Origin of the sequence: Saccharopolyspora sp. NPDC002686 (assembly GCF_040295745.1) — a bacterium.
Lineage (GTDB): Bacteria > Actinomycetota > Actinomycetes > Mycobacteriales > Pseudonocardiaceae > Saccharopolyspora > Saccharopolyspora oryzae.
Genome location: NZ_JBEOVY010000003.1, coordinates 1 through 22,526, shown reverse-complemented (window position 1 = coordinate 22,526; position 22,526 = coordinate 1). Strand labels below are relative to the sequence as shown.

22 protein-coding genes are annotated in these 22,526 nt (G+C 69.5%); 10 read left to right on the top strand and 12 right to left on the bottom strand.

Annotated elements, in window-relative coordinates; all coding sequences use genetic code 11:
• Nucleotides 1-13 precede the first annotated feature (13 nt).
• Complete coding sequence (locus ABTZ89_RS00900) at nt 14-1,261, bottom strand: YeeE/YedE family protein (RefSeq protein WP_502949495.1); 1,248 nt, start codon at nt 1,259-1,261, stop codon at nt 14-16.
• 269 nt (nt 1,262-1,530) lie between these two features.
• Here ABTZ89_RS00900 and ABTZ89_RS00895 point away from each other — a divergent pair, with 269 nt between their 5' ends.
• On the top strand, nt 1,531-1,866 hold the full coding sequence (locus ABTZ89_RS00895; RefSeq protein ID WP_270947992.1) for a hypothetical protein: 336 nt from the start codon (nt 1,531-1,533) through the stop codon (nt 1,864-1,866).
• A gap of 265 nt (nt 1,867-2,131) precedes the next feature.
• On the opposite strand, the gene ABTZ89_RS00890 is transcribed toward ABTZ89_RS00895, so the two are convergent.
• Entirely contained in the window at nt 2,132-3,787 is a 1,656-nt protein-coding gene (locus tag ABTZ89_RS00890) for a fumarate hydratase (protein ID WP_351038653.1), read from the bottom strand.
• A gap of 172 nt (nt 3,788-3,959) precedes the next feature.
• On the opposite strand from ABTZ89_RS00890, the gene ABTZ89_RS00885 reads away from it, so the two are divergent.
• Nucleotides 3,960-4,712: a tyrosine-protein phosphatase gene (locus ABTZ89_RS00885; RefSeq protein WP_270947990.1), complete on the top strand. Its 753-nt coding sequence runs from the start codon at nt 3,960-3,962 to the stop codon at nt 4,710-4,712.
• A 501-nt stretch (nt 4,713-5,213) separates the two neighbouring features.
• On the opposite strand, the gene ABTZ89_RS00880 is transcribed toward ABTZ89_RS00885, so the two are convergent.
• The 5 genes from ABTZ89_RS00880 to ABTZ89_RS00860 form a co-directional block, all read right to left on the bottom strand.
• The gene (locus ABTZ89_RS00880; RefSeq protein ID WP_351038651.1) at nt 5,214-6,185 is read right to left on the bottom strand and encodes a sigma-70 family RNA polymerase sigma factor; all 972 of its coding nucleotides are present in this window, start codon (nt 6,183-6,185) and stop codon (nt 5,214-5,216) included.
• 287 nt (nt 6,186-6,472) lie between these two features.
• Nucleotides 6,473-6,898: a D-aminoacyl-tRNA deacylase gene (gene dtd, locus ABTZ89_RS00875; RefSeq protein WP_351038649.1), complete on the bottom strand. Its 426-nt coding sequence runs from the start codon at nt 6,896-6,898 to the stop codon at nt 6,473-6,475.
• Entirely contained in the window at nt 6,895-8,412 is a 1,518-nt protein-coding gene (locus ABTZ89_RS00870) for a N5-glutamine methyltransferase family protein (RefSeq protein ID WP_270947987.1), read from the bottom strand. Before ABTZ89_RS00870 ends, dtd begins: the two co-directional genes overlap by 4 nt.
• Before the next feature lie 75 nt (nt 8,413-8,487).
• A complete protein-coding gene (locus ABTZ89_RS00865) occupies nt 8,488-9,372 on the bottom strand; it encodes an aminoglycoside phosphotransferase family protein (protein WP_270948037.1) in 885 nt (294 codons plus the stop codon).
• 143 nt (nt 9,373-9,515) lie between these two features.
• Nucleotides 9,516-10,064, bottom strand: coding sequence for a GNAT family N-acetyltransferase (locus ABTZ89_RS00860; protein ID WP_351038647.1), 549 nt, complete (start codon nt 10,062-10,064; stop codon nt 9,516-9,518).
• Nucleotides 10,065-10,239: 175 nt separating this feature from the next.
• Between ABTZ89_RS00860 and ABTZ89_RS00855 the strand changes: the two genes are divergently transcribed.
• The 3 genes from ABTZ89_RS00855 to ABTZ89_RS00845 all read left to right on the top strand — a co-directional run bounded on the left by ABTZ89_RS00855 (nt 10,240) and on the right by ABTZ89_RS00845 (nt 12,313).
• Complete coding sequence (locus ABTZ89_RS00855; protein ID WP_270947985.1) at nt 10,240-10,800, top strand: GNAT family N-acetyltransferase; 561 nt, start codon at nt 10,240-10,242, stop codon at nt 10,798-10,800.
• 341 nt (nt 10,801-11,141) lie between these two features.
• Complete coding sequence (locus tag ABTZ89_RS00850; RefSeq protein ID WP_270947984.1) at nt 11,142-11,723, top strand: HhH-GPD-type base excision DNA repair protein; 582 nt, start codon at nt 11,142-11,144, stop codon at nt 11,721-11,723.
• Nucleotides 11,724-11,773: 50 nt separating this feature from the next.
• On the top strand, nt 11,774-12,313 hold the full coding sequence (locus ABTZ89_RS00845) for an RNA 2'-phosphotransferase (RefSeq protein WP_351038712.1): 540 nt from the start codon (nt 11,774-11,776) through the stop codon (nt 12,311-12,313).
• A 53-nt stretch (nt 12,314-12,366) separates the two neighbouring features.
• Here ABTZ89_RS00845 and ABTZ89_RS00840 read toward each other — a convergent pair whose 3' ends face one another.
• Nucleotides 12,367-13,038 carry a lysophospholipid acyltransferase family protein gene (locus tag ABTZ89_RS00840; protein WP_270947983.1) on the bottom strand — a complete coding sequence of 224 codons (672 nt, stop codon included), beginning with the start codon at nt 13,036-13,038 and terminating at the stop codon, nt 12,367-12,369.
• 137 nt (nt 13,039-13,175) lie between these two features.
• On the opposite strand from ABTZ89_RS00840, the gene ABTZ89_RS00835 reads away from it, so the two are divergent.
• Together ABTZ89_RS00835 and ABTZ89_RS00830 are read left to right on the top strand one after the other, a co-directional pair.
• Nucleotides 13,176-13,520, top strand: a complete 345-nt coding sequence (locus ABTZ89_RS00835; protein WP_270947982.1) for a DUF3099 domain-containing protein — start codon at nt 13,176-13,178, stop codon at nt 13,518-13,520.
• Nucleotides 13,521-13,603: 83 nt separating this feature from the next.
• Nucleotides 13,604-13,852 (top strand): DUF3039 domain-containing protein, encoded by a 249-nt coding sequence (locus tag ABTZ89_RS00830; protein ID WP_270947981.1) that lies wholly within the window; start codon nt 13,604-13,606, stop codon nt 13,850-13,852.
• Between the two features lie 25 nt (nt 13,853-13,877).
• Here ABTZ89_RS00830 and ABTZ89_RS00825 read toward each other — a convergent pair whose 3' ends face one another.
• Complete coding sequence (locus tag ABTZ89_RS00825; RefSeq protein WP_351038643.1) at nt 13,878-14,999, bottom strand: YihY/virulence factor BrkB family protein; 1,122 nt, start codon at nt 14,997-14,999, stop codon at nt 13,878-13,880.
• Between the two features lie 297 nt (nt 15,000-15,296).
• Here ABTZ89_RS00825 and ABTZ89_RS00820 point away from each other — a divergent pair, with 297 nt between their 5' ends.
• Both ABTZ89_RS00820 and ABTZ89_RS00815 read left to right on the top strand, forming a co-directional pair.
• Nucleotides 15,297-17,072 carry a DEAD/DEAH box helicase gene (locus ABTZ89_RS00820; RefSeq protein ID WP_270947979.1) on the top strand — a complete coding sequence of 592 codons (1,776 nt, stop codon included), beginning with the start codon at nt 15,297-15,299 and terminating at the stop codon, nt 17,070-17,072.
• A gap of 110 nt (nt 17,073-17,182) precedes the next feature.
• Nucleotides 17,183-18,394 carry a cysteine desulfurase-like protein gene (locus ABTZ89_RS00815; protein WP_351038641.1) on the top strand — a complete coding sequence of 404 codons (1,212 nt, stop codon included), beginning with the start codon at nt 17,183-17,185 and terminating at the stop codon, nt 18,392-18,394.
• 71 nt (nt 18,395-18,465) lie between these two features.
• Here the strand turns inward: ABTZ89_RS00815 and ABTZ89_RS00810 are convergent, their stop codons facing one another.
• The 3 genes from ABTZ89_RS00810 to ppgK form a co-directional block, all read right to left on the bottom strand.
• Nucleotides 18,466-18,651 carry a DUF7455 domain-containing protein gene (locus tag ABTZ89_RS00810; RefSeq protein ID WP_270947977.1) on the bottom strand — a complete coding sequence of 62 codons (186 nt, stop codon included), beginning with the start codon at nt 18,649-18,651 and terminating at the stop codon, nt 18,466-18,468.
• 547 nt (nt 18,652-19,198) lie between these two features.
• Nucleotides 19,199-20,587, bottom strand: coding sequence for an RNA polymerase sigma factor (locus ABTZ89_RS00805; RefSeq protein WP_408641820.1), 1,389 nt, complete (start codon nt 20,585-20,587; stop codon nt 19,199-19,201).
• 253 nt (nt 20,588-20,840) lie between these two features.
• Complete coding sequence (gene ppgK, locus ABTZ89_RS00800; RefSeq protein WP_351038638.1) at nt 20,841-21,599, bottom strand: polyphosphate--glucose phosphotransferase; 759 nt, start codon at nt 21,597-21,599, stop codon at nt 20,841-20,843.
• Nucleotides 21,600-21,695: 96 nt separating this feature from the next.
• Here ppgK and ABTZ89_RS00795 point away from each other — a divergent pair.
• Nucleotides 21,696-22,526 (top strand): inositol monophosphatase family protein (locus tag ABTZ89_RS00795; protein WP_351038636.1); only part of this gene is annotated, 831 nt, incomplete at its 3' end.

Below are 22,526 nucleotides of genomic sequence, written 5' to 3'. Positions count from 1 at the left end.
ACCCGCCTTCGCATCAGCAGACCGAGTCGGTCGGTTTCGGAACGCCGAGGCCGAACAGCGGGCGCAGCTTCAGCCCGATCCAGGTGCCTGCCAGGGCCAGCAGTCCCCAGACCCAGCCGTGCAGCGAGAACGAGGCGATCCCGGAGAAGTAGGCGCCGATGTTGCAGCCGTAGGCCAGACGCGCCCCGTAGCCCATCAGCAGGCCCCCGATCACCGCCGCCAGCACCACCTTCGCCGGAAGGCGCTTGACCAGCAAGAACGCGCCCGACGCGGCGGAGGCGACCAGTGCGCCGACCATGATCCCGAAGTCGAGCACCGAGGTGGAGTCGGCCAGCAGCGGACCGGCCAGCGACGCAGCCCGCTCGCCCTGCCAGTAGGGCCAGCTCGCCACGTCGACGCCGACCGCCTGCAGCGCCTTCGAACCCCACAGGACGAACGCCGAGGTGATGCCCCACGGCGAACCGCGGGTCAGCAGCACGACCGCGTTGAGCGCGGCCAGCAGGATCGCGCCGACCCACAGCGGCCACGAACCGCGCAGTACCCGCCACAGCCCGCGCGACGTCGGCGGGCGACCAGCCGGGGGAGCGTCGTGCCGACGAGCCCACCGGGTCGCCGCGAACCCGATCGCACCCAGCACCGCCAGCTGCACGATCAGCGCGCCGAAGTAGCCCAGACTGGTGTCCTCGGCCAGCGAGAAGGATCCGAGGGTGATCGCGTCGGAAGTCCACAGTGGAAAGTGCAGGGCGCCCAGCACGGAACCGCAGATGAAGAAGAACAGGGTGACGACCAGCAGGCTGTTCCCGCCGCCGACGGCGAACAGGGTTCCGGAGGCGCAGGCGCCGCCGAGCTGCATGCCGATGCCGAACAGCAGCGCGCCGACGACCAGGCCGAGACCGACCGGTGAGACGTTTCCTTCCACCTCACCGCCGAAGAACGACACCCCGCCGGCCAGGATCGGGGCGAACAGAATCGACGCCGCACCGAGCATCAGCAGGTGAGCCCGGATTCCCTCGGTCTGCCCGACGGAAACGAGCTGCCGCCAAGCCGAGGTGAACCCGAACCGGGAGTGGAACAGGGTCAGTCCGAGGGCGAGCCCGAGCGCGGCCAGCACGGCGGACTTCACCCCGACCACGGCGGCTGCGGCAGCAATCAGGGCCACAGCTGCGATCACGCCGACGGTCAGCGGAACCCACTGCGGTTTTCCCTGCGGTTCTTCCGGGGGCGCAGTTCTCTCTGGGGCGGATGTGGCAGTGGTCGACATTTCTCGTCACTCCAAGGCTGGAAGTGGATCGCATCGACCAAACCACGACCAGGTGACCGATTACCAGCAGTTCCGGACTGTGGGAAAGCTGTTGAGGATCGGTGCGATTTCCACGCAACCCGCCGCGCGGCCCGTTCCGTCTCTAGGGCATGAGACGCCTACACACCGCAATGGGTGCGGGGGCTCTGCTCCTTGCGCTGGCCGCCTGCGCCCAACAGCCGACAAATGAAGTGGGTTTCGGTGGGCAGCCGCCGGCACCGCCGGGACCGGTGCAGCCGAAACCGGAGAACGAACGCACCCCCGTCGCCGAGGGCTCGCTGGACTCTTCGGCGCTGCCCAAGGGGTACCCGACGAAGGTCTGGACCCAGGACGACGGGACCGCCCTCGTGGCCACCGGTCAGGAAGGCGGCTGCAGCAAGGTGCACGCCGAGGTGGCCGAGCAGACCCCGCAGCTGGTCAAGCTCGTCCTGGTCGAGGAAACCCCGGAGCCACCGGGGATCTGCACGATGGACCTGCGCTACCCGCCGGTGGCGGTCCGCCTGGACGCCCCGCTGGACGCCCGCAAGGTCGTCCTGGAACAGCGAGACGTCAAGGTGCCGCGCTGATCGTTGGCGCACAACGGAATCCTGCCGCGAGGACACAGTGAGGTTTTCCATCCTCGTCCTGCGTGGCGGTGCCGGTCATGCCTCGCAGTCGCAGACCAGACAGGATGGAAAAGGCTCATTGAGTAGATGAGGAGAACGCCGTATTTCCAAAGGGAGGTGGGGCTCCTGAGGAAATGCGGCGTTCTCCGCTGGTGCGGGTCGAGTTCTCGTCCTGCCGGAGAAAGCTCGACCCGCACTCAGATGTTTCTAGTTCGTGCTCGTTCCCTCAGCGGTTGAAGGAGATCTGCAGGGTCGGCTTGGTGGCTTCGGCGAAGAAATCGTCGCCCTTGTCGTCGACCACGATGAAGGCCGGGAAGTCCTCGACCTCGATCCGCCAGACCGCCTCCATGCCGAGCTCGGGGTACTCCAAGACCTCGACCTTGCGGATGCAGTCCTGAGCCAGTCGGGCCGCCGGGCCACCGATGGAACCGAGGTAGAAGCCGCCGTGGGTGCGGCAGGACTCGGTCACCTTGGCCGACCGGTTGCCCTTGGCCAGCATGACCAGCGAGCCGCCCGCGGCCTGGAACTGCTCCACGTAGGCGTCCATTCGGCCCGCGGTGGTGGGGCCGAAGGAACCGGAGGCGTAGCCGTCGGGCGTCTTCGCCGGACCGGCGTAGTACACCGGGTGGTTGCGCAGGTACTCGGGCATCGGCTCGCCGGCGTCGAGGCGCTCGGCGATCTTGGCGTGCGCGATGTCGCGCGCCACCACCAGCGGACCGGTCAGCGACACCCGGGTCTTGACCGGCAGCTTGGACAGCTCGGACCGGATCTCGTCCATCGGGCGGTTCAGGTCGATCTTGACGACCTCGTCGGACAGCTGCTCGTCGGCCACGTCCGGCAGGTAGCGGGCCGGGTCGCGCTCCAGCTGCTCCAGGAACACGCCCTCCGGGGTGATCTTGGCCTTGGCCTGGCGGTCCGCGGAGCACGACACCGCGACGCCCACCGGCAGCGACGCGCCGTGGCGCGGCAGCCGGATGACCCGCACGTCGTGGCAGAAGTACTTGCCGCCGAACTGCGCGCCGATGCCGAACTGCCGGGTCATCTCCAGGACCTGCTGCTCCATCTCGACGTCGCGCAGCGCGTGCCCGGACGCCGAGCCCTCGCGCGGCAGTTCGTCGAGGTAGCGGGCGGAGGCGAGCTTGGCGACCTTGAGGTTGAACTCGGCGGACATGCCGCCGACCACGATCGCCAGGTGGTAGGGCGGGCAGGCCGCGGTGCCCAGCGAGCGCAGCTTCTCCTCGAGGAACCGGCCGAGCCGCGTCGGGTTCAGCAGCGCCTTGGTCTCCTGGTAGAGGAAGGTCTTGTTCGCGCTGCCGCCGCCCTTGGCCATGAACAGGAAGTCGTACTGCGGATCGGTGCCGGCCTTGGAGTACAGCTCGATCTGCGCGGGCAGGTTGCTGCCGGTGTTGCGCTCTTCCCAGAAGTTCAGCGGAGCCATCTGCGAGTACCGCAGGTTCAAGTCCTGGTAGGCGTCGAAGATGCCGCGCGCCAGCGCCTGCTCGTCCTGACCGCCGGTGAGCACGGACTCGGTGCGCTTGCCGATCACGATCGCGGTGCCGGTGTCCTGGCACATCGGCAGCACGCCGCCTGCCGAGACGCACGCGTTGCGCAGCAGGTCGGTCGCCACGAACCGGTCGTTCGGGCTGGCTTCCGGGTCGTCGATGATCGCACGCAGCTGGGCCAGGTGCGACGGGCGCAGCAGGTGCTGGATGTCCTTGATCGCCTCGCTGGCCAGGGCGGTGAGCGTGGTCGGCTCGACTTCCAGGAAGCGCCGCCCCGCGGCCTCGACCACTCGAACACCTTCGTCGGTGACCAGGCGGTATTCGGTGTTGTCGGGGCCGAGCGGCAGTACCTCGGTGAAATCGAACTTCGTGGTGGTCACGTCGCGGCTCCTTTGCGCGCGTTCGGGTTACGCGATGCCCCATGTAACCGCGTGGTGGATCAGCGCGTCCACGGGGGTGGCTCAGGTGTGACGAAACGCCTCCGACCGGTGTGCGGGGAGCGGTGCGGAACCTGCGACGCTGGCAGCAGGACTTGTCGCCGCACTTCGAGCGGTGCCCGCAGCTACGGAGGTCACTTTGTCGACGACGGATCCACTCGACCGGCTGGTCAACCTTCGCGACCTGGGCGGACAGCCCGTCGGGGACGGTGCGATGACCCGAACGGGCGTCGTCTACCGCAGTGATGCGCCGCACACCGGCGATCGCGCCCCGGATGGCATGCCGAGCTGGCCGCCGAAGGTGGTGGTCGACCTGCGCGATTCGTGGGAGACGGAGGGCAAGCAGCACCCGCTGGCGGAGGTCGCGGAGGTGCGCCACATCCCGCTGCTGGAGGACCTCGACGAGGTCGAGCTCGAGCTCGACGACTCGGCGCACGACCTGACCAAGCTCTACCAGACGATCCTGCAGGGAGCCTCGAAGAAGCTGGTCGAGGTGTTCCGCATCGCGCTGGAAGCCGACGGCCCGGTCCTGATCCACTGCGCTGCGGGCAAGGACCGCACCGGGGTGTCGGCGGCCATGCTGCTGAGCGCGGTGGGGGTCCGCGAAGACGCGATCGTGGCCGACTACGCCCGCACCGACCAGAACATGTTCGGGGTCCTCAAGCGCCTGGACGCGGCCCCGGTCCTCCCGCCAGGTGTGGACGAGGAAGTGGTCCGAGAGCTCATGTCGACTCCCACCGAGGCGATCGAAAGCGTCCTGGCGACCTTCGCCGCCCACGAAGGCGGAGCGGCGGGCTGGCTCCGATCCCACGGAGCCACGGAACAAGAGCTGACCCGCTGGCGCCACAAGTTCACCCCGAAGCCCTGACCGCACCAAGACGAACGGCCTGTTCACCTCGAAGCACGAGGTGAACAGGCCGTTCGCACAAACCCAGCGCGACCCTCAGAACGTCGAGCCGAGGGCCCGCCCAAGTAAGGGTCGGGAGGTCGGACCCGTCCAAACGACGACCCCGGCCTCCCGGAGAAAGCGGCGGAAACCCACCGCGAAGCCAAAGAACAAAACCCCCAAGCCCAAAAACCCTGCCCCCACCACCCCAAAAGGTCAACAAGCCAACCGGGTCAACAACAAAACCTCGGGCGGACCAACCCCCAACCCCTGGGCGTCCCACGGACCAGTGGGCGCCCCACGGACCAGACCGAACAAGGGCTGGTCCGTGAGCAGGGTGGGGAACGCCAGGAGGGCGAGGAGCCCTCCTGAACGTCACCACCGCACCGTGGGGGTCTGCGGGGGCTCGGCCCCCGCAACATCATTGGAGGGGCGGTGGTGGCCTGTGCTTTCCGCAGGCACACGTCACCCGCACCCGCCCCCTCAACTCGCGTAGGCGCGCAGGCGGTCGGCGCGGTCGCCCTGCCGGAGCTTGGACATGACCTCGCGCTCGATCTGCCGGACCCGCTCGCGGGACAGGCCGAACGCCTTGCCGATCTGGTCCAGGGTGCGCGGCTGGCCGTCGTCGAGGCCGTAGCGCATCCGGATCACCGACTGCTCGCGCTCTTCCAGGGTGGCCAGCACGCGGCGCAGGTCGTCCTGCAGGAAGCCGGAGATCACCGCGTTCTCGGCGTCGGCGGATTCGGCGTCCTCGATGAAGTCACCGAGCGGCGCGTCCTCCTCGGCACCGACCGGCATGTCCAGGCTGACCGGGTCGCGGGAGTGGTCCATCAGGTCGAGGATCTTCTCCACCGGGATGCCGGCCTCTTCGGACAGCTCGTCGTCGGTGGCTTCCCGGCCGAGCTTCTGGTGCAGGTCGCGCTTGATGCGGGCCAGCTTGTTGACCTGCTCGACCAGGTGGACGGGCAGGCGGATGGTGCGGCTCTGGTCGGCCATGCCGCGGGTGATGGCCTGCCGGATCCACCAGGTGGCGTAGGTGGAGAACTTGAAGCCCTTGGTGTAGTCGAACTTCTCGACCGCACGGATCAGGCCCAGGTTGCCCTCCTGGATGAGGTCCAGCAGCGGCATGCCGCGACCGGTGTAGCGCTTGGCGAGGCTGACCACCAGGCGGAGGTTGGCCTCCATCAGGTGGTTCTTGGCTCGACGACCGTCCCGGACCACGGCGTTGAGGTCGGAGCGCCGCTCGGGGGAGAGGTTGTTGCTGGTTTCCAGCAGGTGCTTGGCGAACACCCCGGCCTCGATGCGCTTGGCGAGGTCGACCTCTTCCTGTGCGGTGAGCAGCGCGGTTCGCCCGATGCCGTTGAGGTAGACGCGCACCAGGTCAGCCGATGGGCCCTGGGTGTCCAGGTCTTCGGCAACTGCGACGTCTGGCTTGGTGGTCTGCGGGACGGTCATGAGCTCCCTCCCTGACGGGCTGGCTTGGCTGGAGCAATTCACACCTGCGCGCCGTTGCGCGGTGCGTTTGACGCGTACGCTCGTTGGTACGGGCTTGCGCGTCGACGTCTCCTCCGGGTGTTGTCGATCAGTGCGGGGCACCTCTCGGCATGGCCGTCGAAGCTTCGTTACCTGGAAAACGACCGGCGTGCCGAATTCGTTCCCGAAGTTCTCGATTGGGAGACGTCATGGCGGTCACATCCGTTGCGCCACCAAGTCTGAGGATTTCCTGAGAATCCTCGTTACATTTACACCTCGACCAAAAGTGTGAATGGCCCGTCGTTGACGCTCTCCACCGACATCATCGCCCCGAAGGTCCCCGTGGACACCCGCGCGCCGCGCTCCCGCAGCTCCGCCACGACCGCCTCCACCAGCGGTTCGGCGTGCTCCGGGCTGGCTGCCTCGGTCCACGACGGGCGGCGTCCCTTGCGGGTCGAGCCGTACAGCGTGAACTGGCTTACGACGAGCAGCGGTGCCCCGGTCGTGGCGCAGGACTCCTCGTCGCGCAGCGCGCGAATCTCGTGCAGTTTGCGCGCCATTTTGACGACTTCTTCACGCCCGTCGGAATGCGTCACACCCAATAGCACTAACAGCCCGGGCTCTTCGATCTTGCCGACGACGACGCCATCGACCGTTACCGAGGCCCGAGTGACCCGAGTGGCGATTGCCCTCATTGCGCACCACCCGCCCATTCCGCCGGAACGAGCATTCCGTGCCGGATGAGCTCGCGCACCACGGGCAGCGCGGCGCGGGTCAGTTCCTCGGAGTCCTCGCCGAATCCCATCGCGAGCAGTTCGATCAGCTCCTCCAGCGGCAGCGCGCCCCGGCACCCGGCGAGCAGCCGCACGCCGAGCTCGTCGACCTCGTGCTGCCAGCCCGGGCCGTCGGTGCGGTGCAGGCGGTGCACCAGCGGGCTCCAGCCCTCGTCGCCGGGCGCGGACACCTGCTCCAGCACGGTGCTGTCCGCGGTGATCAGGCGTGCGGCCAGCAGCCCGTCGTTCGAGCCGTGCGCGCGCAGCCAGTCGACGCGCCGCAGCCACTGGTCCGACTCCGGGCCCAGCGGGTCCTCGAAGGCGTGCCGCAGGTCCTCGCAGACGACCTCGCCGCGCTCGGCGTCGGTGCGGCGAAGGGTGACGAACCCGAACCCGATGCCGAGCACGCCGTTGTCCTCGAACCAGTCCAGCCACTCGCCGGCCTTCTGCTGGCCCGCGGGTGAGCGCAGGTCGTAGCCCGCGTCGCGCAGCCAGGTGCCGACGTACAGCGCCGGGTCGGCGACGTCGCGCTGCACGAACCAGGCGTCCACCCCGGCGCCCGGCGGCAGCCACCGGGACACGCGGTCCTCCCAGTCCTCGCCTTCGCGGTGCACCCAGGACGCCAGCAGCTGCCCGGTGCCGCCCTCGTTGAGGAAGGAGGGCAGCTGGCGCACCACCAGCGCGCTCGCGTCGTCACCGGCCAGGCCGGAGTCCCGGTAGGTGAAGTCGGTGCGCGGCGGCCCCACCACGAACGGCGGGTTGCACACCACCATGTCGAAGCGGCGCCCGCGCACCGGCTCGAACCACTCGCCCTCGGCGAGCTCGACGTCGAGCTCGTTGAGCCGGAACGTCGCGTCGGCCAGCGCCAACGCCCGCTTCGAGACATCGGTCGCGGTGATCCGCTGAGCGTGCTTGCTCGCGTGCAGGGCCTGCACACCGCAGCCGGTGCCCAGGTCGAGCACCGAGCCGACCTCCCGCCGCGAGGTGGCCCGGACCAGGCTCAGCGAAGCGTGCCCGATGCCGAGCACGTGGTCCGGCTCGACCGGGCGCCCGCCGCGCAGCTCCGAGTCCAGGTCGGACATCACCCACCACGAGTCGTCGCCGACGCCGTGCGGGCGGACGTCGAGCCCGGCGCGCACCCGGTCGCCGTCGGCGACGACGATCCCGGCGGCCTGCGCTTCGGCCAGCGGCAGCGGCGCGAAAGCGGCCTCGACGGCGGCCTGCGGCTCGGCCTGGCCGAGCAGGAACAGGCGGATGAGGGTGCCGAGCGGCCCGCCGTCGGCAGTGGCGCGCAGCGCGGGCACCAGCTCGCCGCGCCCGAGGGAGATGTGCGCTTCCGGGCCGAGCAGTTCGACGACGCCGTCGGCGTCGTATCCAGCGGCGCGAAACGCGTCGCGAAGTCGGTCGATGCGGTCGTGGGACAGATCTGGAATCACGCCCCGAATCCTCACACGCCCGCCGAACGGCGCATCCGCCCGCCGAACGGCGCATCCGCCCGCCGAACGATGAGCTCAGCCCGCCAGGACGCGTTCCAAGGTGCGCCTGCCCAGCAGGCTCATGGTCGGGTTGCTCTCGACGTAGTACCAGACCAGGCCCATGGCCTGCACGAACGCCCACGCCTTGCCGCGCTCCCACTCGAGGTGGCCGCAGCCGAGCTCGTCGCGCAGCGCCTGCCGCGGTTCCCCGTCGAGCAGGTGCCAGGCCGCGACGAGGTCCAGCGCGGGATCGGCCGGCCCCAGCCCGCCGACGTCGATGATCCCGGCCAGCCGCCCGCGGGACACGAGCACGTTGCCGGGAATCAGGTCGCCGTGCGTCATCACATCGGGCGAATCGCGGGGCAGCTCTCGCAGGGCTTCCCACACCTGCCGGAGCCGCGCGACGTCGAGGAGTCCGACGCTGTTGCCGAAGCAGGTCTCCAGCCACGCGTCGTGCGATCGCAGGTCGCCGCCCCGGCCGTCCCCGGAGAACGTCCGCCCGCGCGTGTCGATCGACCGAACACCGCGGATGAACTCGCCCAGGTCACGTGCGAAAGCGACCGATTCGCGCGGATCTTCCTCGGTGGCCACGACCCCGGGCAGCCAGCTCTGCACCGACCACGGAAGCGGATACCCGGCCCCGGGCTCGCCGAACGCGACCGGCTCAGGAGTGCGGAACCGCGTGCGCCCGAACAGCTCACGAGCTGCGGAGGCCTCTTCCTCCCGCTTCCGCCGCACAGATTCGACGTCTCCGGGCTCCAACGGAAACCGAGCCGCGAAGTCCTCGCCGATGCGGAAGATCGCGTTGACGGTCCCCTCCGAAGCGAGCTCCCGGATGGGCAACCCGCACCACTCGGGGAACTGCTCATCAACCAACTCGCGCACCATCTCCGGTGACACGGTCAACTGGTCGGCGTGCATCTCCACGTCGGCAGCGTCACACGTGCCGATCTTCGACCGCAAAGCGTTTTCGGTCGTGCGCGTGCCGCACCGGCGATGCGAACTTCAGCTGTCGGCGCCCGTGCAGGCGGCGATCTGCTGCCGCGGCCCGTGCTGGCTCCCGATCACAGCTGATCCGCGGGGATCTCGTAGATGATCTCCAAGCCGTCCTCTTCGTCCCACTGGTCTCCGACCTCGATGAAGCCGTACTGGGACGCCAACCGGTAGGACGCCGTGTTGTCCGGGCTGATGGTGACCCGGACCGTGCGCACTCCTGGCTCCCGGGCAGCGCGCTCGAGGAGGGATTCCAGCGCTGCGCGGGCGTAACCGCGCCGGCGGTGCGCGGGATCGACCGCGTAACCGATCTCCACCAACCCCGATGCGTCCGGAGGTCCGTGGTAGCCGGCGTGGCCGACCGCCAGCTGACGCTGCTCGTCCCAGATGACTCCGGTCACCCACCCGGCGCTGGCGGGATCCTCCTCGGCCTGCTCGCCGCGCATCAACCACACCCCGCGCCAGTCCGGGTCGGTGAAGTGGGTGGTGAGGGGCACTGGGCTGACAGCGTTCGCCGCAGCCAGATCCCCGGCGGCCAGTGCCTGGAACACGGGGCCGCTCAGGTGCACGATCCGAACGTCAGGCTTGCGGTGCTGCTCGGGAGTGGGTTCGTCGGTCATCGCGAAAGACTTCCAGCCGGACGCCGGGAAGCGCACCTGATTTTCGGATGCTTCGGCGGGTCCCAGCGGCCGGGCGTCGGGCGGGCCGGGTTTCTGGCGAAAAGCGCTTTGCACAGGCGTCCCGGTGCGGCAATCTTCACCGCGGTCCCGCTGCATTCGGTCGTGGAAGGTCGCGATGTTCTCGATTTCCCTGGGTGACGACGGCGCTGAGCTCCGCCCGCTGGAGCCGTGGTCGGCGGAGGAGTTCCTGGCCCACATGAACCGGGGGAGGGAATTCATCGGTCAGCACATCGGGCTGGCTGACATGGTCACCGATCTGGATTCGAGCCGCTCGTTCCTCCAGCAGTACGCGGCGAAGGCCGCGGCCGACACCGCGCGGATCTACGGGATCTGGGTGCAGGACCAGCTGGTCGGCGGTGTTCTCTTCCGGACGATGGACGTCCCGCGCGGCATCGCCGAGGCGGGCTGCTGGCTGGAGCCGTCGGCGGCGGGCCGGGGACTGGTCACCAGGGCGGCGCAGGTGATCATCGACTGGGCCGTGGAGGAGCGCGGCATCCACCGGGTGGAGTGGCGCGTCTCGGCGGCGAACCAGGCCAGCATCGCGGTGGCCAAGCGGCTGGGCATGGTCAAGGACGGCACGCTCCGCGGAGCCGGCCTGCACCGCGGTGAACGGCAGGACCTGGAGATCTGGTCCGTCCTGGCCCCGGAGTGGCGGGCGAGCAAGCAGGAGCGCTAGCCGGCATCGGATGGTTGCAGCCGGTCGGCGGGGACCTCGTAGATGATCTCCAAGCGTTTTTCGATCGGTTGCGCACCGGCGCCTCTATGCCGAGCGCACCTCTCAGCGCGCATTGGTTTCTTGCGTCGGCTCACCTATCGCTTCTTCTCGGCGTCGAAGAGCTGACTGATGCGCAGGTGGAGTGAACTCGAGGGCGGCGGCGTTTTCGGCTGCCTCGGCTTCGGTCGCTTCGGTTTCATCGTCGGCGACCTGAGCGCGGATGGCGTCGTGTCGCGTACGGCGAGCTGTCTCGGCTCTCCTTGCGAAGGAGGCTTGGTGGAGTGGCGTGCGACGATGTAGCCATGCCGAAGAAGCTCAACCTGACCGGCGATGCCGAGGCCGACAAGCTGCTCAGCGACGACCCGTTCGCGCTGCTCACCGGGATGCTGCTCGATCAGCAGGTGGCGATGGAGGTCGCGTTCGCCGGGCCGAAGAAGATCGCCGAGCGGATGGGCGGGTTCGACGTCACCAAGATCGCCGAGTCTGACTTGGACGAGTTCGTCGAGCTGTGCGTGCAGAAGCCGGCGATCCACCGGTACGGCGGTTCGATGGGCAAGCGGGTGCACGCGCTGGCCCAGTACGTCGTCGAGCACTACGACGGCCGGACCGAGGCGATCTGGACCGAGGGCGACCCGGACGGCAAGGAAGTGCTGAAGCGGCTCAAGGCGCTGCCGGGCTACGGCGACCAGAAGGCGCGGATCTTCCTCGCGCTGCTGGGCAAGCAGCGGGGCGTCGAACCCACCGGGTGGCGCGAGGCCGCCGGGGGTTACGGGGAGGAAGGCTCCCGCCGATCGATCGCCGACGTCGTCGACGAGCAGACCCTCAACGAGGTCCGGGCCTGGAAGAAGGAGCAGAAGGCCGCCGCCAAGGCCGCCAAGGGCTGATCGAAAACCGGTCGACGTCGGGTCGCCCGGGCGGTTAGCGTTGGCCCGTGGTGGACGAGCAGCGGTTGGTGCGGGTTTCGAAGTACCTGGCCAAGCACCTGCGGCACCAGCCGGAACGCATCGGCGTCGAGCTCGACGCGAACGGCTGGGTGGACGTCGAGGTGCTGCTCGCCGCCGCTGCCGCGCACCGGTTCCCGATCTCGCGGGCGGAGCTGGCCGAGGTCGTCGCGAGCAACGACAAGCAGCGCTACGTGATCGACGGCGACCGGATCCGGGCCAGCCAGGGGCATTCGGTCCAGGTCGACCTCGACCTGCCGGTCGCCGAGCCGCCCGCGTTCCTGTTCCACGGCACCGTCGGCCGCAGCCTCGCCGCGATCAAGCAGGAGGGGTTGCGGCCGATGGGGCGCCAGGACGTGCACCTGTCGACCGACCGGGAGACGGCGCAGCGGGTGGGTGCGCGGCGCGGCAAGCCCGTGGTCCTGGTGATCAGGGTGGGCGAGATGCACCGGGCCGGACACGAGTTCCGGGTCAGCGCGAACGGGGTCTGGCTGACGGCGCACGTCGCGCCGTCGTTCATCGACTTCCAGTGACCCGTGAGCACATTGTGTCGCCATGGCACCACTAAGTGCTCACGGGTGCGTTCTCAGGCCGCCGCTGCGCCCGGGCGCTGGTACCGGTCGACGTACTCCTGGTCGGAGAGCTCCGCGATGGCGTACATGATCTCGTCGGTGATCGAGCGCAGGACCGGCAGCGAGCTGTCCAGACCGGCGTAGCGGCGGAAGTCCAGCGGGTCGCCGAAGCGCACCGAGACCGGGTGCAGGCGCGGGATCTTCTTGCCGCGCGGCTGGAGCTTGTCGGTGCCGGTCAGCGCCACCGGCACCACCGGCGCCCCGGTGCTCAGCGCGAGCCGGGCGACACCGGTGCGGCCCCGGTACAGGCGGCCGTCGGGGGAGCGGGTGCCCTCGGGGTGGATGCCGAACGCGCCGCCGTCGAGCAGCACCTGCTCCGCGGCGTCCAGCGCTTCCTTCGCGGCGCGGCCCTTGCCCCGGTCCACCGGAATCGCGCCCAGCGAGCTGAACAGCCACTTCGTCAGCGCGCCCTTGGCGCCGCTGCCGTTGAAGTACTCGGCCTTGGCCAGGAACGCGACCGGGCGGGGCAGGACCAGCGGGACGATGAAGCTGTCGAGCACGGCGAGGTGGTTCGGCGCCAGGATCACCGGACCGGTGGTCGGAACCTTGTCCGCGTCGATCACCTTCGGCCGGTAGACCGTCCGCGCGACCGCGCCGACGACCCGCTTGCTCACCGCGTACAGCATTCACCCTCCACGACTCGGATCCCGCTCGAATCTAACCCCTGGAGGTTTCGCGCGTGCGGCGTGCTGGTCAACCTCGGGGGCGAGCCGTGAATTCCGCGCGGCACCCAGGGTGTTGGCGGCGGCGATCGAGTGGGAGCATGGACGGTGGAGGTAGCGCCGTGAACAGTTCACATCGTGACGACTCCCCGGTGCTGATCACCGAGGCCAAGCCGTCCTTGGACGACGAGCAGGCGACGCGTCGCCGCAGGTACGCGATCATGATGGCCAGCCGGATCCCGTGTCTCGTGCTGGCGGCAGTGGTGTTCCAGGTGTGGCAGTTGTGGTGGCTGTCACTGATCATCCTGGCGATCTCCATCCCGCTGCCGTGGATGGCGGTGCTCATCGCCAACGACAAGCCGGCGAAGAAGAGCGAGAAGGTGAACCGGTTCCGCCGTTCGCACCACGCCCTGGAGTCCCGGCAGCACCAGGTGATCGACAGCTGACGCGGCCCCGTGCGAACCGGCCTCCGGAAGCCGCCGGGCGCGGTCCGGAACCATTCGCATCCGTCGTGGGGCATCATTGGGGCATGAGCACGATGACGCTGCCGGAGACCGACACCCGGACCGAGACCACTGATCAGACCAGTGACGACCGGCCGGAGATGTTCCACTACGTGCAGAAGAACAAGATCGCCGAGAGCGCGGTCATGGGCACGCACGTGGTGGCGCTGTGCGGTGAGGTCTTCCCGGTCACCAAGTCGCCGAAGCCGGGGTCGCCGGTCTGCCCGGACTGCAAGGAGATCTTCGAGTCCCTCCCGCCCGGCTCGGACGAGTGACTTCCGACTGCGGCCGCGCGGTGGCTTAGCCGCCGCGCGGTTCGGTCTGCTTCCGCGGCTTCGGCAGCGGAATGCCGTTGCGCGGTAGTTCCACCGTCTCGCCCTTCTCGGGCTTCTCCGGCGCCTTGGGCTCCGCCGGCTTCTCCGGCGCCTCGGGCTCCGCAGGCTCCTCCGGCGCGCTCTCCTCGTCCGAGGTCTGGCCGTTGCGCCACGCGCGATAGCCCTCTTCGGTGTGCATGCGCTGCGCGAGGCGCTTCATCTCCAGCCGTCGCCACCGGCGGCGCTCCCGGCGCGTCATCTTCGCCGGGTACATCTCCTGGATCGCGTTGTTGAACTGGGCGCCCATGATGATCGCCAGACCGATGAAGAACGCGAACAGCAGGAACGCGATCGGGGTCGCCAGCGCGCCGTAGGTGTAGCCGGTGCTGGTGACCCAGGTGATGTAGAGCCGCAGGCCGATGCTCGAGCACAGGAACAGCAGCATCGCCAGCAGCGCGCCCGGCAGGCCGCGGTGCCAGGGCAGCTTGCGCGGCACCGCCACCTTGTACAGCGTGGCCAGCGCCACGACCAGCCCGATCGCCGTCGCCGGGTAGTAGAAGATCTGGATCAGCCAGGCGATGTCGTCCTGGTAGTCGCGCGGGAAGACCGTCGGCAGCCAGTCCGGGCCCAGCGCGATGATCGGCAGCCCGACCACCGCGAGCACCAGGCACACCAGGTACAGCAGCAGCGCGAAGATCCGCTGCCAGATGCTGTTGCGCACCAGGTACTGGTTGTAGGCCATGGTGATCGAGTCGACCAGCGACGCCAGCGCGGACGAGCCCGCCCACAGCGACAGCAGGAAGCCGACCGAGACGATCTCGCCCTTCCCCTTGGTCAGGATGTCGGCGACCGTCGGGCCGATGATCTGGTCCACCACGTTCTGGGTGAACACGGTTCGGGAGAAGGCCAGGATCTTGTCGTGCACCGCGTCGACGACCGACGGTCCGAACCAGTCCCCGAGGAAGCCCAGGCTGCCCAGCAGACCCAGCAGCAGCGGCGGCATCGACAGCGTCTGCCAGAACGCGGCGGCCGCCGACTCGGAGAAGATGTTGTCCCACCACGCCTTGTCCAGGGTGCGCGCGATCAAGCGCAGTGGTCCACGTCGCACCGGGGCATCCCGCGGTGCGGTGGCTGCACTGCGTCCCCGGCTGTCTGGCGAACTCGGCGAACCCATGGCACCCATAAGGATGCTGCATCGGTCCGGCCGATGAGCGCCCACCCGGAAAAACGGTGTGTCGCATTCGTCTCCACGGCCGTCCCGGTGAAGATCGAGGCGCGAAGGTAAGCTGCACGACGGCCCGCAGCGAGTCGACGAACTCCAGTTCGCGGGCGTTCGCAGGGCGTTGCCACGGCTCGCCCTCGCCATTCAGGTATGGGGAGACCTAGGAAGGAGCGGCGAGCCGGCGTGTCCGAAGCGCAACTCGACAATCCAGTCCGATCCGTGCTCAGCGACCCCTCGCAGACTTCTTCTCGGCCACTGCGCGCCTGGCAGCGCAGAGCGCTCACCAAGTACTTGTCGACCAAACCGCAGGACTTCCTGGCGGTCGCGACGCCGGGCGCGGGCAAGACGACCTTCGGACTCCGGGTCGCGGCGGAGCTGCTGGCGGACCGGACGGTCGAGGCGGTCACGGTCGTCGCCCCCACCGAGCACCTCAAGCACCAGTGGGCGTTGGCGGCGGCGGGTGCGGGCATCGCGCTGGACTCGAACTTCCGCAACGCCGACGGCATCACCTCCAGCGACTACCAGGGCGTCGTCGTCACCTACGCGCAGGTCGCGGCGCACGAGGCCCTGCACCGGGTGCGCACCGAGCGCCGCAAGACGCTGGTGATACTCGACGAGGTGCACCACGCGGGCGACGCGAAGTCCTGGGGCGACGCGATCCGCGAGGCCTTCACCCCGGCCGTGCGGCGGCTGGCGCTGACCGGTACGCCGTTCCGGAGCGACGACTCGCCGATCCCGTTCATCGGCTACGAGCCCGACGCCGACGGTTCGCTGCGCAGCCGCGCCGACCACTCCTACGGCTACTCGGACGCGCTCAACGACGGCGTGGTCCGGCCGGTGGTCTTCCTGGCCTACTCCGGCGAGGCGCGGTGGCGCACCAGCGCCGGTGACGAGTTCAGCGCCCGGCTCGGCGAGCCGCTGACGGCCGAGCAGACCGCCCGCGCCTGGCGAACCGCCCTGGACCCGGCGGGGGAGTGGATCCCGTCCGTGCTGCGGGCCGCGGACACGCGGTTGGCGCAGCTGCGCAAGGGCGGCGTGCCCGACGCCGGCGGTCTGGTGATCGCCACCGACCACGTCACCGCCAAGGCCTACGCCAAGACCCTGCACAAGCTCACCGGCGACGAGCCGGTGGTGGTGCTCTCCGACGACCCGCAGGCCTCCGGCCGGATCGCCGAGTTCGCCGAGTCCGACGACCGGTGGATGGTCGCGGTCCGAATGGTGAGCGAAGGCGTCGACGTGCCGCGGCTGGCCGTCGGCGTGTACGCCACCAGCGCTTCGACCCCGCTGTTCTTCGCCCAGGCCATCGGCCGCTTCGTGCGGTCCCGGAAGCCGGGGGAGACGGCCAGCGTCTTCCTGCCCAGCGTGCCGGTGCTGCTGGAGCTGGCCAGCCAGCTGGAAGCCCAGCGCGACCACGTCCTGGGCAAGCCGCACCGGGAGAAGGACGGCTGGGACGACGAGCTGCTCGCCCAGGCCAACCGCAAGGAGGACGAGCCCGGCGAGGAGGAGAAGTCGTTCACCTCGCTCGGCGCCGATGCCGAGCTGGACCAGGTGATCTACGACGGCTCGTCGTTCGGCACCGCGGCCTTCAGCACCTCCGAGGAGGAGCAGGACTACCTCGGCCTGCCGGGCCTGCTGGAACCCGACCAGATGCGGGCGCTGCTGCGCCAGCGCCAGTCCCAGCAGCTCGAGGACGTCGCCAAGCGGGAGGCCAGCGCGAAGGCGGCGAAGGCCGCCGAGCAGGCCGAGCAGCGCGCGAACGCGAAGCCGCAGAGCGTGCAGGAACGGCTGGCGAAGCTCCGCAAGGAGCTGAACACCCTGGTGTCGCTGCACCACCACCGGACCCGCAAGCCGCACGGCAAGATCTACAACGAGCTGCAGAAGTCCTGCGGAGGCCCGCCGACCGCGATGGCCACGGTCGAACAGCTCGAGGAGCGGATCGCCACCCTCCGCTCCTGGTGACGAGCAGTTTCAATTGAAACTGCGCCCAGGGTTCTGCGGTTTCAATTGAAACTGCGAAGTGGCCCGTTCGGCGCAGCGTGCTGCCGTGACCGGTCTCTTAGGGTCGGCGCATGGGTTTCGACGTGGAGAAGGTCCGGGCGCAGTACCCGGCGCTGGCGGACGGCAGGGCGTGGCTGGACGGCGCGGCGGGCACCCAGGTGCCGCAGCCGGTGATCGACGCCGTCAGCGATGCTTACCGGATCGGGATGTCCAACGTGGGCGGGCCGTACGAGTCCAGCCGCCGCGCCGGCGGCGTCGTCGCCGAGGCCCGAGCGGCCGTGGCCGACCTGGTCGGGGCGCCCGATCCGGCGTGCGTGGTGTTCGGCCCGAGCATGACCGCCCTGACCTACCGGTTCGCCGCCGCGCTGGCCGATGGCTGGCGGCCCGGCGACGAGGTCGTGGTGACCCAGCTGGACCACGACGCCAACGTCCGGCCGTGGGTCCAGCACGCGCAGCGCGCGGGCGCGACGGTGCGCGTGGCCGAGCTGGACCCGGCGACCGGCGAACTGCCCGCGCAGCGCGTCACCGACCTGATCGGCGAACGCACCAAACTGGTCGCGGTCACCGCGGCGTCCAACGTGCTGGGCACCATGCCGGAGCTGCGGACGATCACCGACCGAGCCCGCCAGGTGGGCGCGATCTCCTACGTCGACGGCGTGCAGCACTGCCCGCACGCCCACGTGCAGCTCGCGGAGCTGGGCGCGGACCTCTACGCGACCAGCGCGTACAAGTGGGCGGGACCGCACCTGGCCGCGGTGGTGGCAGGGGACGCGTGGACGTTGGAGAACCTGCACCCGGACAAGCTCAAGCCGTCGCCGGACACCTCGCCGGACCGCTTCGAGCTCGGCACCAACCCGTTCGCCGCCATGGCTGGTGTCGTCGCCGCGGTGGAGCACCTGGCCGAGCTCGACGCCGACGCCGACGGCAGCCGGGCCGAGCGCCTGGCGGTCTCCCGCCGCGCGGTGCTGGCTCACGAAGACGCGCTGGCGAGGACGCTGTTCGACGGGATCGCGGCGTTGGACGGCGTGGTGCGCTACGGCGCTCCGCAGGGCCCGTGCACGCCCACCGCTTTCTTCGGGCTGCGAGACCTGGAGCCGTCGGCGGTGGCTGAACGGCTGGCCGAGCGGGGCCTCAACGTCTCCCACGGCCACTCCTACGCCTGGGAGGTGGTGCACGCGCTCGGCATCGGCCCGAAGGGCGGCGTGCGCGCGAGCCTGTCGCACTACACGAACGAGTCCGACGTCCGACGCCTCCTCGACGCCCTCGGCGACCTCACCGCCTGACCGGACCGCGAAAAGACCGTGCCCCCGCAGGAAGCCCTGCGGGGGCACGGTCATCTCGTCTTGCGGGTGGTTTACTGCTCGCCCTGCTGGAGGTCGGCCTGCACCTCGCGCAGTCCGTCCTCGTACGCGCGGGCGTGGTGCCCGCAGAACAGAAGCTCGCTACCGGATGGCAATACGGCGCGAAGCTTGGCAGCGGCCCCGCAGCGGTCGCAGCGGTCGGCGGCGGTCAGCTCGGGGCGGGTGAGCGTTCCCGGCATAGTGATCTCCCTCCGTCCCGGCGTCGGTGTGATCCGACGCCCTCGATCCTGCTACGACCACCGGTGGCCCACTGGCTGCGGGGTCGGTGCTCGTTGCCTCCACTCTTCCAGACGCTCGGGCACTAGTCAGTGTTCCCGCGCCGACCGGCGACGGTCGTCACCATGAAGCACCCGGTTGCAGCAGCGCTGTTCGCGGAACGTGATCGAATCCGCGAAAACCCTTGTGACAAGGGAAAATGCGGTTCCAGTTGCGATCACCGGAGATGTCCGGTGTGGATCTTATTCCGGACATTCGGTGTTTCAGATCACAGACCGGACGGCCATCGGTGAACGCCGTTTCCGCTGGAAGCGAACAGCGAATCTCACGAGTTGGACCGCTCCCGCCGCTGAACGGAGGCCGAACCCGTCGCGAAGAGCGGCCAGAACCATCGACCGAACGGTCGAAGTCCGGGATGCGCCGTCGCAGGCGCCGCTGAGCGCTCGTCCCCGGAAATGGAGAATGCCGCCGCCCGCGGAGTGCGGGCAGCGGCATTCTTCGAGCAGAACCTCAGTCCAGGTAGTCGCGGAGCACCTGGGAGCGCGACGGGTGGCGCAGCTTCGACATCGTCTTCGACTCGATCTGCCGGATGCGCTCGCGGGTCACGCCGTAGACCTGGCCGATCTCGTCCAGCGTCCGCGGCTGGCCGTCGGTCAGGCCGAAGCGCAGGCGGACCACGCCGGCCTCGCGCTCGGACAGCGTCGCCAGCACCGACTGCAGCTGGTCCTGCAGCAGCGTGAACGACACGGCGTCGACCGCGACGACGGCCTCGGAGTCCTCGATGAAGTCGCCGAGCTGGCTGTCGCCCTCGTCGCCGATGGTCTGGTCCAGGGAAATCGGCTCCCGGGCGTACTGCTGGATCTCCAGCACCTTCTCCGGGGTGATGTCCATTTCCTTGGCGAGCTCTTCGGGCGTGGGCTCGCGGCCCAGGTCCTGCAGCAGCTCGCGCTGGATGCGACCGAGCTTGTTGATCACCTCGACCATGTGCACCGGGATGCGGATGGTGCGGGCCTGGTCGGCCATGGCGCGGGTGATCGCCTGGCGGATCCACCACGTCGCGTAGGTGGAGAACTTGTAGCCCTTGGTGTAGTCGAACTTCTCCACCGCGCGGATCAGACCGAGGTTGCCCTCCTGGATCAGGTCCAGGAACGCCATGCCGCGGCCGGTGTAGCGCTTGGCGAGGCTGACCACGAGTCGGAGGTTCGCCTCCAGCAGGTGGTTCTTGGCGCGCTCGCCGTCCCGCACGATCCAGCGCAGGTCGCGCCGCATCTGGGTGGTGAGCTGCTCGCCGGACTCCTCGATCTGCCGGATGCGCTCGGCGCCGTAGAGGCCGGCCTCGATGCGCTTGGCGAGCTCGACCTCTTCCTCGGCGTTGAGCAGAGCGACCTTGCCGATCTGCTTCAGGTACGCGCGCACCGAGTCGGCGGAAGCGGTCAGCTCGGCGTCCTTGCGCGCCTGGCGCAGCGCCTCGGACTCCTCCTCGTCCCAGACGAAGTCGCCGGACTCCTTGGAGTTCTCGTCCGGAACCGGCTCCTCCGGGATCTCCACCTCGACTTCGGCGAGGTCGGCGACGTCCGGGGAGGTCAGGTCGGTCTCGATCGGTTCGTCGATCTCCATGCCCTCGCCGCTGCCCTTGGCGGAAGCCGACTTGGTCGACTTCTTGGCCGGGGCCTTGGCGCCCTTCTTGGCCGCCGCCGTCTTCGGGGCGGCCTTGCGGGTCGTCGACTTCGCACCCGTCGAGCTCTTGGTGCTCTTCCGCGCGGCGGTGGACTTCGTCTGGTCGTCAGACGAAGCAGCCGCCTCCGAAGCTGGGGTGGCCTGGGACTGGCCCGACTCGGACTGGGCGCCGCCGGTTGCGGCGGAGCTGGAGCGTCGGGTTGCGGTTTCTGCGGCTGCCACGTACGCCCTTTCGCGACGGTCGATCAGGGCTGGCCGGAGGGCGCGAAACCTCGGCCGCCAAAGGTCGGGGAACAACCCACCGGACTCCAGTCCCCGCGCGGAAGGGGAGAACACCAGGTGAAACCGGTGCTTTCTCCTTGCGGAAGGGCCTCGAACCAAGTGGGCCGTGTTCCATTGTAACTGCGATCCGGGGGTGCGGTTCCGCTGCAAGGCGCAGTCCGCGCGTCCCGGCGTGTGCTAGATGGTCCCCGGGTCAGGCGTTGCTGCTGGTAGCAGCGGTGGCGGCGCCGACGATGCCCGCGTCGTTGCGCAGCGACGCGGCCACGACCGGGGTGCGCGTCTCCAGCAGCGGAATCCACTTGTGACCCTTCCTGCTGACCCCGCCGCCGGCGATGATCAGGTCCGGCCACAGGAACTGCTCGAGGCCCTGGATGTAGCGGCTGACCCGCGGGGCCCACTCCGGGTAGCTCAGGTCCAGGTTGTCCTTGACCGAGGCGGCCGCTTCGGACTCCGCGTCGTGGCCGTCGACCTCGATGTGCCCGAACTCGGTGTTGGGCACCAGCTTCCCGTCGATGAACATGGCGCTGCCGATCCCGGTCCCGAAGGTCAGCACCACGACCAGCCCGCGGTGCCCGGCGCCGGCGCCGGCGCGTATCTCGGCGATCCCGGCGGCGTCGGCGTCGTTGAGCACCAGGACGTCCTCGCGGGCGCGGCCGAGCCGCTCGGCGAACAGCGCCTGCGCGTCGGTGCCGATCCAGCCCTTGTCGACGTTCGCCGCGGTGAGCGCGGTGCCGTCCTTGATGACGCACGGGAGGGTGATGCCGACCGGGCCCGTCCAGGAGAACTTGTCGACGATCTCGGCGACGGCGTCGGCCACCGCGGACGGGGTCGAGGGCTGCGGGGTCGGGATCCGCATCCGCTCCTCGGCCAGCACGCCGCCTTCGATGTCGACCGGACATCCCTTGATGCCGGACCCGCCGATATCCACGCCGAAACCGCGGGCAGTCCCCATGGCTGATCCTTCCTATTCGATTCAGACCGAGGTGTGCAGACCTTAACCGGGTTGTGTTGCGATGTGGGCGTGGGATTGGCAACTGAGGTAGATGCAATGGCGTTGCGCGAGGTCGCGGTGCAGATCGCGATCGACGCGGCCAAATTGGCCCGTACTGTGCGTGACGAAGCAGTCACCGGTGGTGTTGACACGAAGAGTACCGAAACCGATGTCGTGACGGCCGGTGATCGCGCGGTGGAGCGGCTGGTCCGCGAGCGGCTGGCCGAGCTGCGCCCCGGCGAGTCGGTGCTCGGCGAAGAGGAGGGCGGGGAGGAAGCGCTCGAGGGACTGCGCTGGGTCGTCGACCCGATCGACGGCACGGTCAACTACCTGTACGGGTTCCCCTGGTACTCGGTGTCGCTGGCCGCGCAGGTCGACGGGCGTTCGGTGGCCGGCGCAGTGGTCGAGCCGGTGTCCGGGCGGGTCTGGAGCGCCGCCCTCGGGCACGGCGCGTTCCTGGACGGCCAGCGCTTGCGTGTCTCGGCCGCCGACCGGCTAGACCTGTCGCTGATCGGCACCGGCTTCGCCTACGACGCCGAGCGCCGCAAGGCGCAGGCGGCGGTCGTGGGCGAGCTGATGGGCCAGGTGCGCGACATCCGCCGCGCCGGCGTGGCGTCGCTGGACCTGTGCGCGGTCGGCGCCGGCTGGCTGGACGGCATGTACGAGGTCGGCTTGAAGCGGTGGGACTGGGCGGCCGGTGCGCTGGTCGCCGAAGAGGCGGGTGCCCGGTTGCGGCTGCCCGAGCGCGGCACCACCGACGGCCTGGGTGACGAAATGCTCATCTGCGCCGCGCCCGGCATCACCTGGTTGACCGATGCGATGGAGCTGCCGGTCGGTGCCCCGGTACGCCTCGACGAGCTAATCCACCCGCGGATCGAACCGGAGATC

Excerpts from the sequence above, each read along its gene's own strand:
- ABTZ89_RS00900 (WP_502949495.1), bottom strand. The coding sequence starts at position 1,261 with ATGTCGACCACTGCCACATCCGCCCCAGAGAGAACTGCGCCCCCGGAA.
- ABTZ89_RS00880 (WP_351038651.1), bottom strand. The coding sequence starts at position 6,185 with ATGACCGTCCCGCAGACCACCAAGCCAGACGTCGCAGTTGCCGAAGAC.
- dtd (WP_351038649.1), bottom strand. The coding sequence starts at position 6,898 with ATGAGGGCAATCGCCACTCGGGTCACTCGGGCCTCGGTAACGGTCGAT.
- ABTZ89_RS00865 (WP_270948037.1), bottom strand. The coding sequence starts at position 9,372 with ATGCACGCCGACCAGTTGACCGTGTCACCGGAGATGGTGCGCGAGTTG.
- ABTZ89_RS00860 (WP_351038647.1), bottom strand. The coding sequence starts at position 10,064 with ATGACCGACGAACCCACTCCCGAGCAGCACCGCAAGCCTGACGTTCGG.
- ABTZ89_RS00855 (WP_270947985.1), top strand. The coding sequence starts at position 10,240 with ATGTTCTCGATTTCCCTGGGTGACGACGGCGCTGAGCTCCGCCCGCTG.
- ABTZ89_RS00850 (WP_270947984.1), top strand. The coding sequence starts at position 11,142 with ATGCCGAAGAAGCTCAACCTGACCGGCGATGCCGAGGCCGACAAGCTG.
- ABTZ89_RS00840 (WP_270947983.1), bottom strand. The coding sequence starts at position 13,038 with ATGCTGTACGCGGTGAGCAAGCGGGTCGTCGGCGCGGTCGCGCGGACG.
- ABTZ89_RS00835 (WP_270947982.1), top strand. The coding sequence starts at position 13,176 with ATGGACGGTGGAGGTAGCGCCGTGAACAGTTCACATCGTGACGACTCC.
- ABTZ89_RS00830 (WP_270947981.1), top strand. The coding sequence starts at position 13,604 with ATGAGCACGATGACGCTGCCGGAGACCGACACCCGGACCGAGACCACT.
- ABTZ89_RS00815 (WP_351038641.1), top strand. The coding sequence starts at position 17,183 with ATGGGTTTCGACGTGGAGAAGGTCCGGGCGCAGTACCCGGCGCTGGCG.
- ABTZ89_RS00810 (WP_270947977.1), bottom strand. The coding sequence starts at position 18,651 with ATGCCGGGAACGCTCACCCGCCCCGAGCTGACCGCCGCCGACCGCTGC.
- ppgK (WP_351038638.1), bottom strand. The coding sequence starts at position 21,599 with ATGGGGACTGCCCGCGGTTTCGGCGTGGATATCGGCGGGTCCGGCATC.